Below are 14422 nucleotides of genomic sequence, written 5' to 3'. Positions count from 1 at the left end.
ATCAGCAGCTTCAACGGATGCCGTCTTGCCGGTAAAAAACCGTTGTGTTAATGTTCTAACCTTTCGAAGTATCGTCGTTTGCCATGGGGTGGTGTTGAATGCGAATACCCGAACATCTCGCCATAATCATGGATGGCAATGGCCGCTGGGCCGAGCAGCGAAACTTGCCCCGCATGCTTGGTCATCATCATGGAGTCGAAACCGCCAAGGTCATCATTGAGGAATGTCGTCGGCTACGGGTTCCGTATCTGACGCTCTACGCTTTCAGTTCCGAAAACTGGGGCCGTCCGGATGAAGAAGTCGATGCTCTGATGAGCCTGCTCAACACTTTTCTCGAAAGAGAACTGCAGTCCCTCCTTACCCATCGTATCCGTCTGAATGTCATCGGCTCCATTCGTCGTTTGCCCGCGCCGGTCCGGGAAACCCTCGTGCAGACCATGGAGCGCACTGCCAGCAATCGGGATATGGTGCTGACACTGGCCTTGTCTTATGGCGCCCGGGACGAAATTGTCGAAGCGGCCAGGATGCTTGCGCATGACGCCGTGGCCGGGCTCCTCGATCCTTCTGAAATCGATGAAAAGACATTTTCAAATGCATTGCAGACCGCGGACATGCCCGATCCGGACTTTTTAATCCGTACCAGCGGCGAGATGCGTATCAGTAACTTTCTGTTGTGGCAGTTGGCTTATGCCGAAATCTATGTCACGCCGGTTCTGTGGCCTGATTTTGGCGTTGTCGATCTGCACCAGGCGCTGGCTGAATTCGGGCGCAGAGAACGACGCTACGGCCTGACAGGTGGACAGTTGCAACATGAAACCAGGGAATGAAGGAGGCTGCCATTAAAACCCGGATTCTGACCGCGTGCATTGTATTGCCGCTGCTTATCGCCTTTATTCTGTGGACACCTTTCTGGGGCTTTTTCGGGTTTGTCGGCCTCGTGTGCGGCTGGGGACTTTTAGAATTTTTCGCCATGGCTTACGCTCAGCGTCGATTTGGCGAAACGCTTCTGGGCCTGGCTCTTGGGCTGGCTCTTATGGTTTTTGCGGCTTTGGGCTGGCATGCAGCTTTTATCGGCTGTCTGACCGCATCCCTGTTCGGGGTTGCCTGCTGTTTCCTTATACGCCACGGAAATATGCAAACCGTCGCGGGAGAGTTGTCTCTGCTGCTGTTCGGCGTGCTTTATGTGAGTTTGCCGCTGGCGCATCTGGCCATGCTGCGTGGTTTGCCCCACGGTGTCCGTTGGATTTTTCTGGTTTTGCTGATGGTGATGCTGAACGATACCTGCGCCTATTTTACCGGCAGCTTTTTGGGGCGGCACAAATTGTATCCCAGTGTCAGCCCCAACAAGAGCGTCGAGGGCGCCATTGGCGGCCTCGCCGGCAGCATTCTCGCCGCGGGTATTGCGCATCTGACATTTGTCCCCTGGCCTGGCCTCGGGTTTTTGTTGTTGTTGGGGTTGGTGGCTGGCGCCGTGGCCGAACTCGGAGATCTGTTTGAATCACTACTGAAGCGCTCTTTCGGGGTCAAGGATTCCGGTTCGATGATTCCGGGGCATGGCGGTATTCTGGACCGCCTTGACAGTCTGCTGTTCGTTTTTCCTTTAACATATTATTTTGCCCTGACCTTTCAGGGCTAGAGGGGACTATGGCTTCCGTGAAGAAACTCGGTATCCTCGGTTCTACTGGATCCATCGGTGTCAGTACGCTGGAAATAGTTGCTGATTTTCCTGATCAGTTCGAGGTTGTAACCCTTACTGCCGGCAACAATCTCACGCGTCTGGAGGAGCAGATCCGGCGTTTTCGCCCGAAAATGGTCGCGGTTATTTCTCCGGAGGGAGCTGAAACGCTGCGCCGGCGTCTCGGCGCCGATGCACCGGAGATCCTCTCCGGCGTCGAGGGGCTGGTGGCCTGTGCCTGTGATCCCGATATCGACATGATCGTATCCGCCATCGTTGGCGCCGCAGGACTTGTGCCGACCATGGCCGCAATCGAATCGGGAAAGGATGTCGCTCTGGCCAACAAGGAAACCCTGGTGACCGCCGGGCCGCTGGTCACCGCAGCGGTCAAGCGCCTCGGTGTGCGCCTGTTTCCCGTGGATAGCGAACATTCGGCTATTTTCCAGTCCATGGAAGGACATCGAATGGATAACGTGCGGCGTCTTATCCTGACGGCATCCGGGGGACCGTTCCGCAATCGCCCGCTGGCCGAGATGCGCTGCGTGACGCCTGCCGACGCTCTTGCTCATCCCAATTGGAGCATGGGCCGTAAAATCTCCATCGATTCCGCGACCATGATGAACAAAGGGCTCGAAGTGATCGAGGCACGGTGGCTGTTCGACGTTTTGCCGGAACGTATCGCCGTCCACATTCACCCGCAAAGCATTGTCCATTCATTGGTCGAATATATCGATGGGGCGGTGATCGCCCAGTTGGGCATCCCCGATATGAAGACACCCATTGCCTATGCCTTGTCTCATCCTCACCGCCTGCCCCTCAATCTGCCGCCGCTCGATCTGTGCGGCCTGCGGAATCTCACCTTCGACGAACCGGATCTGGAACGGTTTCCCTGTCTGGGTCTCGCTTATGAAGCTCTGGCCATGGGGGGACGGCCCCAGCGGTGCTCAATGCGGCCAATGAGGTGGCGGTCGAGGCATTTTTAAATGGGGAAATTCCGTTCCTCGAAATCGCCAGCGTGATCCGTGCCACACTGGCTGGGCATGAGGTAAAGAACCTGGAGCACATAGACGAAGTTTTGCGGGCCGATCTCTGGGCCCGCAAGCAGGCCCGCCAGGTTGCGGTCAAAATCGCTGGAGGGGGGCAGGCATGCTGAAAATCGCTGGCGGTATTCTGATGCTCGGGATACTGGTGTTCGTTCACGAACTGGGACATTTTCTCGTTGCCAAATGCTGCCGTGTCAAGGTTCTCAAGTTTTCTCTCGGGTTTGGACCCAAACTGTTTTCCCGGACATGGGGCGAAACGGAATACAAGATCTGCCTGATCCCCCTTGGCGGATATGTGCAGATGCTTGGCGAAGGTGCTGAGGATGAGCAGCAGCCGGTAACCGAGGCGGACAGGTCGCGTTCCTTTGCGGAAAAGCCGGTGTTGCAGAGACTGGCCATCGTTGCCGCCGGGCCGGCCATGAATTTGGCTTTGCCTTTTTTATTTCTGCCGCTGGCTTACTTTCTCGGCATGGACCAGCCGAAGTTTCTGGACCGGCCTGCTTGTGTCGGATATGTGGTCGGAGAAAGCTTTGCCGCCCGGGCGGGATTCCAGACCAGTGATTGTATTTTTCAGGTTGACGGGACCGAGACCGTCAGTTGGGCGGAAACTGAAAAGCAGCTGCTGTCCCATGCCGGCAGGGAAATGTCCCTGTTGATAAAGCGGGATGCCGAAATTCTGGAGTTGCTGTTGCCGCCGGAAGCCCCTGTCGCCGAAGGCATGCAGGGCATCGGGCTTATGCCGCAGCAGTCCGCCGTGATTGGATTTCTTGATCCGGGAACCCCTGCCGCGCTTGCCGGGTTGCAGCCGGGAGATCGCATCGTTGCCATCGGCGGCACGGAGGTCATGTCCTGGTACGATATTCATACGCTTGTGCAGGCGGGAGAAGGGCGTGCTCTTTCCGTTACCGTGATGCGCGCCGGCAGGCAGTCGATTCTTAATATTACCCCTGAGCTCAAAGGTGAAAACGAAGCCGGACAACCACGGTACATAATTGGCGTGGGGCCCCAAGTTGAAGCTGAATTCAAACGTTACGCCTTTGCGGATGCCGTCGGCGAGGGCTTTGCGCGGGGGGCCGAACTGGTCGATCTGACCCTGCTGTTTCTGCGTAAATTGTTTGCAGGGCATATTTCGGCCCAGAATATCGGTGGCCCCATCATGGTGGTGCAGATGGCCGGCGCCGTCGCCGAAGAGGTCGATGTAGCCAAAATCCTGTCGATGCTCGCTTTTTGAGCGTGCAGCTGGGAATTCTCAATCTTCTTCCGGTTCCCATTCTGGATGGCGGGCATCTGCTGTTCGGACTGGTTGAGCTTGTGCGCCGTAAGCCCCTGTCGGAGCAGGCCCGTGAGGTGGCTCAGCAGATCGGCCTCGCCATGATTGTCCTGCTGATGGCGTGGGCATTTTACAACGACATCATGCGCATCCTGCGCCTGCAATTCGGGGGCTAGGATGTCGGAGCTGATTCTTACCGTCGATACTTCCACGCCGGCCGGCAGCGTGGCGCTGAGCCGTGGAGAAGAATTGCTTGGCGAGGTGCTGCTGCATTTACGGGGTACTCACACCGACCGCATTCTGGGGTCGATGAACTGGATGCTGGCGGAGGCGGGTTTCAAGCCGAGTGACATGGATGCTTTCGGGGTGGTTGTCGGGCCCGGCTCCTTTACCGGCCTGCGCGTCGGAGTCGGCACGGTCAAGGGGCTGGCTTATGCTTGCGGGGTTCCGGTGGTCGGCGTTTCTTCCCTGGAAACTCTTGCCACGCAGTGTCCGGCGTCGGCTTATCCGGTTTGTGCCCTGATCGATGCCCGCAAAAAGGAGGTCTATGCCTCGGTATTCGACTGCAAGGCGGGCGAACCGGCTTCTGTCATCCCCGAACAAGTTCTGAGCCCCGATGCCTTGCTGGATCATTTGCATGATGATCACCTGTTTATCGGCAGCGGTGCTCTTCTTTACAGGGATCTGATCCGGCAGCGGATGGGCGAGCGCTGCCATTTTGTCTCCTGGAGCCTGAACCTGCCCCGTGCATCCCATGCTGCAATGCTGGTTTTGTCCCGACTGCGAGACGGACAGGGAAAGACTGCCAGGGAAATCATGCCTCGTTATATCCGGGCGTCCGAAGCCGAGTATATGCTGGCGGCAAAAGGCTCCTCCTGCTCCGGTTGAGTGTCCATGCCGCCATTTTGCAGGCTCTCCGGGATATTCGGAGAAGGCCGTTTCGACACGGTGTGCCTGCCGCAACCGGCCCGGCTTAGGTTGTTGACATATGTGGAGTGATTCGCTATTTTGAAACAGGCTCGTTGCTCTTTGTCAACCCTTTCCTGGGAGGTGTCTGATGGAAGAACAAGATCTTGGACTGGTCCAGCGGCTCTGCGATGCAAGTCCCCGATATCGCAGGCTTTACGAGGAGCACGTGCTGCTCGAGCGGGAACTTGAAATGCTGGACCAGCGGGAAATTCTAAGTACCGACGAAGAACTCCAAAGGAAAAAAGTGCAAAAGCTTAAACTTGCGGGTAAGGATGAAATGGCGCAGATCATGCGTCTTTGGAAGCGGTAGAAAACCATTGTCGCGATTTGGTGGAAGGGTTTGGGCGCATCGTCCGAACCCTTTCTGCATCATCGGCTATTTGGTATTTTCAAAAAAAAGTTTTGCGCTGTCGACAATTTTATGAAATCCGGGATGTGTGACGCTGCTGGTCAAGGCACCCGGAAAGGTCACCGGGGCAGACAACAGATCTTCAGGAAAGGAATCTATCCGACTTATGAAAGGCAAACGAAGCGAAGCCGTCACACAAGGATTTGAACGCGCCCCCCATCGCGCCCTGCTGATGGGCACCGGCATTCCCCGCAAGGAGCTGGACAAGCCCCTTATCGGGATCGCCACCTCTTTTACCGACCTGATCCCCGGCCATATTGGAATGCGCGATCTTGAGCGCTTCATCGAAAAGGGTGTGCATACCGGAGGCGGGTATTCCTTTCTGTTTGGTATTCCTGGTGTCTGTGACGGTATTGCCATGGGTCACAAGGGGATGCACTACTCCCTGTCCACCCGTGAGCTGATTGCCGATATGGTCGAATCGATTGCCGAAGCGCACCGCCTCGATGGTCTGGTGTTGCTCACCAATTGCGACAAGATTACGCCCGGCATGCTGATGGCCGCGGCGCGGCTCGACATCCCCTGTATTGTCGTTACGGCAGGGCCCATGCTGACCGGGACGGGACGTCGCGGTCGTCGTTATTCGTTTGTTACCGATACCTTCGAGGCTATGGCCCGGTTCAAAAAAGGTGAAATCAGCGCCGATGAACTGCAGCAGTGCGAAAACCGCGCATGTCCCGGCGCCGGGTCCTGTCAGGGGCTGTTTACCGCCAATACCATGGCGATTCTGACCGAAACTCTCGGTATGAGCCTGGTAGGATGCGGTACCACGGTAGCGGTTTCTTCCCACAAACGGCATATTGCTTTTGCTTCGGGAGAGCGCATCGTCGATCTGGTCCGGGAAGGCATCACTCCACGACAGATTCTTACCCGGCAGGCTTTCGAAAACGCCATTCGGGTAGATCTGGCGCTTGGCGGATCGAGCAACACGGTTCTGCACCTGCTGGCTATTGCTCATGAGGCGGAAGTCGATCTGCCTCTGGATATGTTCGATAAACTTGGCCGTGACACGCCGCAACTGGCATCCATGAATCCCGGGGGAAAATATTTCATGGAAGATCTCGATGCCGCCGGTGGCGTGCCGGGTGTGCTCTACCAGCTGCGCGACCTTATCCTTGACAACCCCACTCTCGGTGGTATCAGCGTGAAGCAGATCATCGACAGTGTTTATGATGTCGACGAGGAAGTCATTCATCCAATGAGCGATGCGATCCGCCCCGAGGGAGGGATCGCCGTTCTGTCAGGTAATCTGGCCCCTGACGGCGCGATCGTCAAACAGTCGGGGGTATCCGAAAAAATGATGAAATTCGAGGGTACGGCCCGTTGCTTCAATTCAGAGGAAGATGCCATGCAGGCCCTCATGAATGGGGTCGTCAAAGCCGGTGACGTGGTCGTGATCCGTTACGAGGGTCCCAAAGGAGGTCCCGGCATGCGCGAAATGCTTGCCCCTACGGCAACCCTCATGGGACTCGGGCTCGGCGACAGCGTTGCGCTGATCACCGATGGGCGTTTTTCCGGCGGCACCCGTGGCCCGTGCATCGGGCACGTTTCACCGGAAGCCGCGGTGGGGGGGACCATTGCCCTTGTCGAGGATGGTGATGTCATCGAGCTTGACATCCCGACCCGCCGCCTTGAGCTGAAGGTGCCGGAGCAGGTGCTGGAGGAGCGTCGCCAACGCTGGCAGGCTCCCGAGCCCAAGATCAAAAAAGGCTGGTTGTCCCGCTATGCCTCTGTGGTAACGTCGGCCAATACCGGCGCCATCTGTCAGGCGCGATGACAAAGGCCATTGATCCCGGGCGGCAGCCAGGCCGCCGTCCGGGTGTTTTACATGATGCTGGCTTGCGAGGAGGCATGGCGTGAAGAAAACCGGTTCTCAGATACTTCTGGAAAGCCTGGTGCTCGAGGGTGTGGACACGGTGTTCGGTTATCCCGGCGGTACCGTCATCAATATCTACAACGACTTGCTTGATTACCCCATCAAGCACATCCTTACCCGACATGAGCAGGCGGCTGTACACGCTGCCGACGGCTATGCCCGGGCGACGGGCAAGGTGGGCGTGGCCATTGCCACCAGCGGTCCCGGTGCGACCAACACAGTGACCGGTATCGCAACCGCCTACATGGATTCGACTCCGATGGTGGTCATTACCGGGCAGGTGCCGACGCCTCTGATCGGCAACGACGCTTTTCAGGAAGCGGACATTGTCGGCATGACCCGCTCCATTACCAAGCACAATTATCTGGTCAAGGATGTCAAGGACCTCGCACGCATCATCAAACAGGCTTTCTATATCGCCCGCACCGGTCGTCCAGGCCCCGTTCTGATCGATCTTCCTAAAGACGTGCAGATCGCAGCGACCCGTTTTTCCTATCCCGAAACCGTTGAACTGCGAGGCTACAAGCCGACTTACAGCGGCAATGTGCGGCAGGTTGAGAAAGCCGCCAAAATGATCCTGGCGTCCCGCCGTCCGGTGCTCTTTGTCGGCGGCGGTGCAACGGCTTCCGATGCCGGCGAGGATCTGATGTCCTTTGCCGAGCTCATCCAGGCACCGGTGGTGACAACCCTGATGGGGATGGCCGCTTTCCCGACGGGGCATCCTCTTGCTCTTGGCATGCTCGGCATGCATGGAACCTATTACGCCAATATGGCCGTTACCAATGCGGACCTTCTGGTTGCCATCGGTGCGCGATTTGACGACCGTGTCACCGGCAGAGTCGCGGCTTTTGCGCCTAAAGCCAAAATCATTCATATCGACATCGATCCCACCTCCATCAAGAAGAATGTCAGGGTTGATCTGCCCATTGTCGGGGAACTGCGGGACGTGATCACCAATATCATGGACCGCCTCCGGAGCGATGCGGCACAGGTCCAGGCTCTTCCGGAGCTTACCGCGTCCTGGCGCAGTCAGATCGATGCCTGGCGTTCCCAGTACCCCATGACTTACAAGGCCAGCGATACCGTCATCAAACCGCAGTTTGTCATCCAGAAGATCCGGGAACTGACGGCCAGGGATGCCGTCATCGCCACCGAGGTAGGACAACATCAGATGTGGACCGCGCAGTTTTTCAATTTCTGCCATCCACGCAGTTTTATAACCTCCGGCGGATTGGGGACCATGGGATTTGGTCTTCCCGCTGCCCTTGGGGCCCAGGTGGCTTGTCCCGACCGGCAGGTCATTGACATTTCCGGGGACGGTTCCTTCCAGATGAATTCCCAGGAACTCGCGACCCTTGTGCAGTACAAACTGCCCGTGAAAATTGCGATTCTGAACAATAATTTTCTTGGCATGGTGCGACAGTGGCAGCAGTTGTTCTTTGATCGGCGCTACAGTCAGACGCCGATGGAGCTGCCGATTGATTTCGTCAAACTGGCCGAGGCTTACGGTGCTACAGGTTTGCGTGCCACCCGTCCTGCCGAGGTGGAAGGGGTTATCCGAAAAGCTCTCGAAATACCGGGTCCGGTTCTGATGGAATTCCAGGTCGACCGGGAAGAAAATGTCATGCCCATGGTACCTGCAGGGGCTGCGATCGATGAAATGGTTCTGGCTTCTTAGGAGGTGGGTGTAATGGCAAGCCAAGAGGCAAAACATACGATTTCCGTACTTGTGGAAAACGAGTTCGGGGTCCTGACCCGTGTTGCAGGGCTTTTCTCCGGCCGCGGGTTCAATATTGAAAGTTTGTCGGTCGCGCCGACTCTGGATCCCAGCATCTCCCGCATGACCATTGTGACCAGCGGCGATGAACGCATCCTGGAACAGATCACCAAACAGCTCAACAAACTCATCGACACCATCAAGGTCATCGATTTTACCGACTGTGAGTTTGTGGAGCGTGAACTGGCGCTGATCAAGGTGCAGGCCACCGAGGATACGCGGGCCGAGGTTCTGCGCATCGTCGATATCTTCCGGGGGAGTGTCGTTGATGTAACGGCGCGGTCCTATACCATCGAGATCACCGGTGCTCCAGGCAAGATTCAGGCGGTTGTCGATCTGCTCAAGCCCATTGGCATTCAGGAAATCGTGCGCTCAGGACCCATCGTTCTGGGGCGCGGACACAAGGGGTGGAACGGCTGAAGTTCTGCCAGTAGCGACACTGCTGTTGCTTGCCTTGGGGATACATGGTAGGGCCCAGCGGCCCTTTTCGTCGTTTTTTTTATGGGACAAGAGAGGAAACGCTTTATGCGTAACCAAAATCAACCGGTAGCTGTCGAAGGCTACCCCTTTATCGGCTTGTTCGCTTTTATCACCTTGGTATTCGCGCTTCTGGGGTGGGGGCTATGTACCATTCTGTTTCTCGGCCTGACCCTGTTTGCAACCTATTTTTTCCGCAATCCCGAGCGCTACAGTGACGCCGAGGCGGTGGCGATTCTGGCTCCAGCCGACGGCAAGGTGATTTATGTCGGGCCTGCCCTGGAGGAGCGCTGTTTCAAAGCTGAAGTCACCAAGATCAGCATCTTCATGTCGGTCTTTGATGTCCATGTGAATCGCGTACCGATTTCCGGCAAGGTTGTGGATCTGTTTTACAACAAGGGGCAGTTTCTCAATGCCTCCCTGGACAAGGCCAGTCTGAACAATGAGCAGTCCGGAATGCTGCTGGAAGACTCTTCGGGACGCAAAATGCTTGTAGTGCAGATAGCCGGGCTGATAGCGCGGCGCATTGTCTCATATCCGGTACTGGGGGATATTCTGCAGCGGGGTGCCCGGTATGGACTGATCCGGTTCGGATCCCGCGTCGATCTTTATTTTCCGGAGGATGTCGATATCCAGGTGCGAGTCGGTGAAAGAGTCTGGGGTGGTGAGTCGGTGCTTGGTTATCTGAAATGATGGATTTTCAGATGCGGGCATGCTCAGGTTGCGGATGAAAGCCGGCGGCGCACCGGCATGGGGTTTGTCTTCCGCTTCAACAAAGAGGCAGGGCCGGTATTTTAAAGATACCGAATATCGTATCGCCGTATCGAAAAAATGCTGCAATAACTGCTGTTTCGACCCTTTACGCCTTGACAGTATGGCCTGGATTCTGGTCTAGTACGGTATAGAGAATGTCTGAAAGACGGTGAAGAGGAGTAGTAGGTCCTCACTCGATTGCAGAGAGCCGGCGGTTGCTGCGAGCCGGTATCGAGCGGGCTGAACTCGCCTCGGAGTTGCGCGATTGAACCGGCAGTGGCGGCTAGGTTGCGACGTGAGCCTGCGTGAATGGAAATAAAGGGCCCCGTCGGGGCTGAATCAGGGTGGTACCGCGAAGCCAAGCTCTCGCCCCTGGAAGGGAAGAGAGCTTTTGTGTATCCGGCGGCATGCTTGGTCATGATGCGCGGAAACAGGAAAGGGGGTGGTCAGGTGGAATCGGACCTGGGTGACCTGATAGTTCATCGTCCTTACGTTATAGGTAAAATTGTCCGAAAATTATTCACGAAGACGACCGCTCCCTGCTTGCGGTGACGATGCCGGGGCGGCAACTGACGGAGGTCCCATGCAGAACGTAAAAAATATAAAGATTTTCGACACTACCCTGCGCGATGGCGAGCAATCGCCTGGCGCCAGCATGAATATCGATGAGAAACTGCGTATCGCGTTTCAGCTTGCCAAATTGAACGTTGATGTAATCGAGGCCGGTTTTCCCATTGCTTCCGAAGGCGATTTCGAAGCGGTAAGGCGTATTGCCCAGACCATCAAGGGGCCGCAGATCGCCGGACTGTGCCGTGCGTCCGACAAGGACATTGACTGTGCCTGGGAGGCTCTCAAGCATGCCGGAGACCGCGGCCGCATCCACACGTTCCTGGCCACCAGCGACATTCACATGAAGTACAAGCTCAAGATGAGCGAGGAACAGGTCATCGAGACCGCTGTTGCCGCCATCCGGCGTGCCGGTCGTTATACGGAAAATATCGAGTTCAGCTGCGAGGACGCAGCGCGCACCCGGCCCGAATTTCTGGCTCGGGTGGTCGAGGCGGTCATTGCCGCGGGAGCCAGAGTCGTCAACATCCCCGATACGGTCGGCTACAGCATCCCGTCCGAATTTGCCGCTCTGATCCGCGGGCTTAAAAACAGCGTGCCCAATGTCGACAAGGCCATTCTGTCCGTGCATTGCCACAACGACCTCGGTCTGGCGGTGGCCAATTCTTTGGCTGCCATTGAGGCGGGGGCAGAGCAGGTTGAGTGTACCATCAACGGCATCGGCGAGCGCGCCGGCAACTGTTCGCTGGAAGAGGTCGTTATGACGCTGCGCACCCGCGCCGACATCCTGCCGTTCAAAACCGACCTGGTTACCGAGCATATCTATGCCACCAGCAAATTGCTGTCCACCATCACCGGCATTCAGGTGCAGCCCAACAAGGCGATTGTCGGCGCCAATGCCTTTGCTCATGAAGCGGGCATCCATCAACATGGAGTTTTGATGGAGAAGTCGACCTACGAGATCATGACGCCCGAGTCCATCGGCCTGACCCGCAATAAGCTGGTGCTTGGCAAGCATTCGGGACGGCATGCTTTCGGACAGCGTCTGGAACAGCTCGGCTATGCTCTGGGCAAGGATGATCTGGACCGGGCTTTCGTGCGTTTCAAGGCCCTTGCCGACCAGAAGAAGGAGATTTTCGACGAAGACCTCGATGCCATTGTAGCCGACGAAATCATTCGTATCCCCGAAAAATACAAATTGTTGCAGATGAACACCAGCTCCGGTTCCTTCGCCGCTCCCACCGCTACGGTTGAAATGGAAATCGACGGTAAGGTTAAAAAGGGCGCAATGATTGGCGGCGGACCCGTTGACGCCACCTTCAAGGCCATCAAGAAACTCACCAAGAGCAAGGCCAATCTGCTCAGTTTCACCGTCGGCGCGATTACCGGGGGTACCGATGCCCAGGGTGAATGCACCGTGCGCCTTGAACTCGACGGCCGCGAGGTGCTTGGCCAGGGGGCGCATCCCGATATCATCGTGGCCAGTGCCAAGGCATACATCAATGCTCTGAACCATCTGGCATCCGTGGTCAAAAAACGCCCTACGGCCCATTTTTAGCTCATTGGCGGGCCGGGGTTCCGGCCCGATTTTTTTCAGGAATTTTGGAGTCATTCATGGGACAGACGATTGCACAAAAGATTTTCGCAGCGCATCTGCGTGACGAACCCTTTCCGGGAACCTATGTTCTTGATCTCGACCGGGTTCTGTGTCACGAAATTACCACCCCAGTGGCCATTGCCGACCTGGAGTGGCGTGGCAAGGACCGGGTTTTCGATCCCCTCAAGATCAAGGCCGTTATCGATCATGTCACCCCGGCCAAGGACAGCAAGACCGCTATCCAGGGAAAAATTCTGCGGGACTGGGCTCACCGCCACGACATTCCCGATTTTTTCGATATCGGTCACAATGGCGTGTGCCATGCGCTGTTTCCGGAGAAGGGTTTTATCCGTCCCGGATTCACCGTCATCATGGGTGACAGTCACACCTGTACCCATGGCGCTTTCGGCGCTTTTGCCGCCGGCGTCGGCACTACCGACCTGGAGGTCGGTATCCTGAAAGGGGTTTGCGCCTTCCGCAAGCCGCAGAGCATCAGGGTCAACATTTCCGGAAACCTCCCCGCGCACGTCTACGCCAAGGATGTCATACTGCATATCATTCACCGGCTTGGCGTCAACGGTGCCACCGATCACGTGATCGAGTTCCGTGGTCCGGTGGTCGAGGCCATGTCCATGGATGCCCGCATGACGCTGACCAATATGGCCATCGAAGCCGGTGGCACCTGCGGCATCTGTCTGCCCGACGCGGTGACGGTTGATTATCTGTGGCCCTTTATCGCCGAGGAGTACCCTTCCAGGGAAGCTGCCCTTGCCGATTTCAAAAAGTGGCATTCGGATGCCGATGCCGAGTACGCCAGGGTCCTTGATATCGATGTCACCGGTCTTGAGCCCCAGGTGACCTTCGACTATAAGCCCGACTGCGTTAAGTCTGCGCGGGAGATGGCCGGTGCCAAAATCGACCAGGTGTATATCGGCACCTGCACCAACGGTCGCCTTGAAGACCTGCGCCAGGCCGCTGAAATTCTCAGGGGCCGCAAGCTTGCTGCCAACGTACGCGGGATCCTGTCGCCCGGCACTCCCAAAATCTTCCGTCAGGCGATGGAAGAGGGGCTTCTCGCCATTTTCATGGATGCCGGCTTCTGCATCACCAATCCGACCTGCGGCGCGTGCCTCGGTATGAGCAACGGCGTTCTGGCGCCTGGCGAGGCTTGTGCCGCGACCAGCAACCGGAACTTCCAGGGACGCATGGGGCAGGGGGGATGGTGTACCTTATGAGTCCGGCAACCGCGGCCGCTTCCGGGATTACGGGAGCCGTGACCGATCCACGCGATTTGTGATCCGCAATGCGGCTTTTTGAGGAAGGAGCAAAACCATTATGAAAAGAACCTTTGGCGGTCCGGCAATTTTTCTGGATCGGTCCGATATCAATACCGACGAAATCATCCCGGCGCGCTATTTGACGGAAGTTACCAAGGAAGCCCTCAAGCCCTACCTGCTTGAGGATCTGAAACTGCCCGGGTTCGATCCTGCCGGGGAGGCATTGCGACGGGCCAAAGTGATTGTGGCTCGTAAAAACTTCGGTTGCGGATCATCGCGCGAGCACGCGCCATGGTCGCTGGAAGTCAATGGTATCTATACGGTCATTGCCGAGAGCTATGCACGTATTTTCCGCCAGAATATGTTTAACTGCGGCATGCTTGCCATTGAGTTGCCGGCGGAGGATATTGACCGTCTTCTGGATCTGGAGAAACAAGGGGAAGTCATGATTGCCATCAACCTTCAGACGCACCGGATCGAGGCCGAGGTCGGCGCGCGCAGGGAAGTCTTTTCCTTTGCCATCAGCCCCTTCGATCAGGCCCTGGTTGAGGCGGGTGGATGGGTCGAATTTGCCGACCAGCGGTATTAAGACCAAGATGACCGGGCTCGCCCCGGTCATTTTTTGTTAACACTGTGCCAAAAGAAACACATAAATATGTGCCATTTAAGGCGCAACTCTTTTGGCCGAGGCCCTCAAAGGGCAAAAATATTTGACAATTTCCCGAGGCCCTT

General features: G+C 56.7%; 10 protein-coding genes, 3 pseudogenes and 1 other annotated feature. All 13 genes and pseudogenes read left to right on the top strand.

From position 1 onward, the window contains the following. Nucleotides 1-98 precede the first annotated feature (98 nt). The 13 genes and pseudogenes from A6070_RS08400 (at nucleotide 99) to A6070_RS08340 (ending at nucleotide 14279) form a co-directional block, all read left to right on the top strand. Nucleotides 99-827, top strand: a complete 729-nt coding sequence (locus tag A6070_RS08400) for an isoprenyl transferase (RefSeq protein WP_072287886.1) — start codon at nucleotides 99-101, stop codon at nucleotides 825-827. Next, the gene (locus A6070_RS08395) at nucleotides 824-1636 is read left to right on the top strand and encodes a phosphatidate cytidylyltransferase (protein WP_072287885.1); all 813 of its coding nucleotides are present in this window, start codon (nucleotides 824-826) and stop codon (nucleotides 1634-1636) included. The genes A6070_RS08400 and A6070_RS08395 overlap by 4 nt, the downstream gene beginning before the upstream one ends. Before the next feature lie 17 nt (nucleotides 1637-1653). Continuing rightward, a pseudogene (locus A6070_RS08390) lies at nucleotides 1654-2828 on the top strand (1-deoxy-D-xylulose-5-phosphate reductoisomerase). Then, a pseudogene (rseP, locus tag A6070_RS08385) lies at nucleotides 2822-4164 on the top strand (RIP metalloprotease RseP). The pseudogenes A6070_RS08390 and rseP overlap by 7 nt, the downstream one beginning before the upstream one ends. A gap of 1 nt (nucleotide 4165) precedes the next feature. Then, a complete protein-coding gene (tsaB, locus tag A6070_RS08380) occupies nucleotides 4166-4876 on the top strand; it encodes a tRNA (adenosine(37)-N6)-threonylcarbamoyltransferase complex dimerization subunit type 1 TsaB (RefSeq protein ID WP_072287883.1) in 711 nt (236 codons plus the stop codon). Between the two features lie 169 nt (nucleotides 4877-5045). Continuing rightward, nucleotides 5046-5267, top strand: a complete 222-nt coding sequence (locus A6070_RS08375) for a YdcH family protein (protein WP_072287882.1) — start codon at nucleotides 5046-5048, stop codon at nucleotides 5265-5267. Between the two features lie 205 nt (nucleotides 5268-5472). Next, entirely contained in the window at nucleotides 5473-7143 is a 1671-nt protein-coding gene (ilvD, locus tag A6070_RS08370; protein WP_072287881.1) for a dihydroxy-acid dehydratase, read from the top strand. A 79-nt stretch (nucleotides 7144-7222) separates the two neighbouring features. Beyond that, nucleotides 7223-8920, top strand: coding sequence for a biosynthetic-type acetolactate synthase large subunit (gene ilvB, locus A6070_RS08365; RefSeq protein ID WP_072287880.1), 1698 nt, complete (start codon nucleotides 7223-7225; stop codon nucleotides 8918-8920). 12 nt (nucleotides 8921-8932) lie between these two features. Continuing rightward, complete coding sequence (gene ilvN, locus A6070_RS08360; protein ID WP_072287879.1) at nucleotides 8933-9439, top strand: acetolactate synthase small subunit; 507 nt, start codon at nucleotides 8933-8935, stop codon at nucleotides 9437-9439. Nucleotides 9440-9544: 105 nt separating this feature from the next. Continuing rightward, complete coding sequence (locus tag A6070_RS08355) at nucleotides 9545-10189, top strand: phosphatidylserine decarboxylase family protein (RefSeq protein ID WP_072287878.1); 645 nt, start codon at nucleotides 9545-9547, stop codon at nucleotides 10187-10189. Nucleotides 10190-10409: 220 nt separating this feature from the next. Beyond that, nucleotides 10410-10626, top strand: a binding site (T-box leader). Between the two features lie 206 nt (nucleotides 10627-10832). After that, a complete protein-coding gene (locus A6070_RS08350; RefSeq protein WP_072287877.1) occupies nucleotides 10833-12374 on the top strand; it encodes a 2-isopropylmalate synthase in 1542 nt (513 codons plus the stop codon). Between the two features lie 56 nt (nucleotides 12375-12430). Then, nucleotides 12431-13710, top strand: a pseudogene (locus A6070_RS08345) (3-isopropylmalate dehydratase large subunit). Nucleotides 13711-13748: 38 nt separating this feature from the next. Then, a complete protein-coding gene (locus tag A6070_RS08340; RefSeq protein ID WP_072287875.1) occupies nucleotides 13749-14279 on the top strand; it encodes a 3-isopropylmalate dehydratase small subunit in 531 nt (176 codons plus the stop codon). The last annotated feature ends 143 nt before the right edge of the window (nucleotides 14280-14422 follow it).

Source organism: Syntrophotalea acetylenica (assembly GCF_001888165.1).
In the GTDB taxonomy this organism is placed as follows: Bacteria; Desulfobacterota; Desulfuromonadia; order Desulfuromonadales; family Syntrophotaleaceae; genus Syntrophotalea; species Syntrophotalea acetylenica.
The sequence above is the reverse complement of the archived record's forward strand: the minus strand, read 5'-3'. Positions and strand labels throughout refer to the sequence as shown.

Coding starts and splice junctions, on each gene's coding strand:
- A6070_RS08400 (WP_072287886.1), top strand. CDS start 99: ATGCGAATACCCGAACATCTCGCCATAATCATGGATGGCAATGGCCGC.
- A6070_RS08395 (WP_072287885.1), top strand. CDS start 824: ATGAAGGAGGCTGCCATTAAAACCCGGATTCTGACCGCGTGCATTGTA.
- tsaB (WP_072287883.1), top strand. CDS start 4,166: ATGTCGGAGCTGATTCTTACCGTCGATACTTCCACGCCGGCCGGCAGC.
- A6070_RS08375 (WP_072287882.1), top strand. CDS start 5,046: ATGGAAGAACAAGATCTTGGACTGGTCCAGCGGCTCTGCGATGCAAGT.
- ilvD (WP_072287881.1), top strand. CDS start 5,473: ATGAAAGGCAAACGAAGCGAAGCCGTCACACAAGGATTTGAACGCGCC.
- ilvN (WP_072287879.1), top strand. CDS start 8,933: ATGGCAAGCCAAGAGGCAAAACATACGATTTCCGTACTTGTGGAAAAC.
- A6070_RS08355 (WP_072287878.1), top strand. CDS start 9,545: ATGCGTAACCAAAATCAACCGGTAGCTGTCGAAGGCTACCCCTTTATC.
- A6070_RS08350 (WP_072287877.1), top strand. CDS start 10,833: ATGCAGAACGTAAAAAATATAAAGATTTTCGACACTACCCTGCGCGAT.
- A6070_RS08340 (WP_072287875.1), top strand. CDS start 13,749: ATGAAAAGAACCTTTGGCGGTCCGGCAATTTTTCTGGATCGGTCCGAT.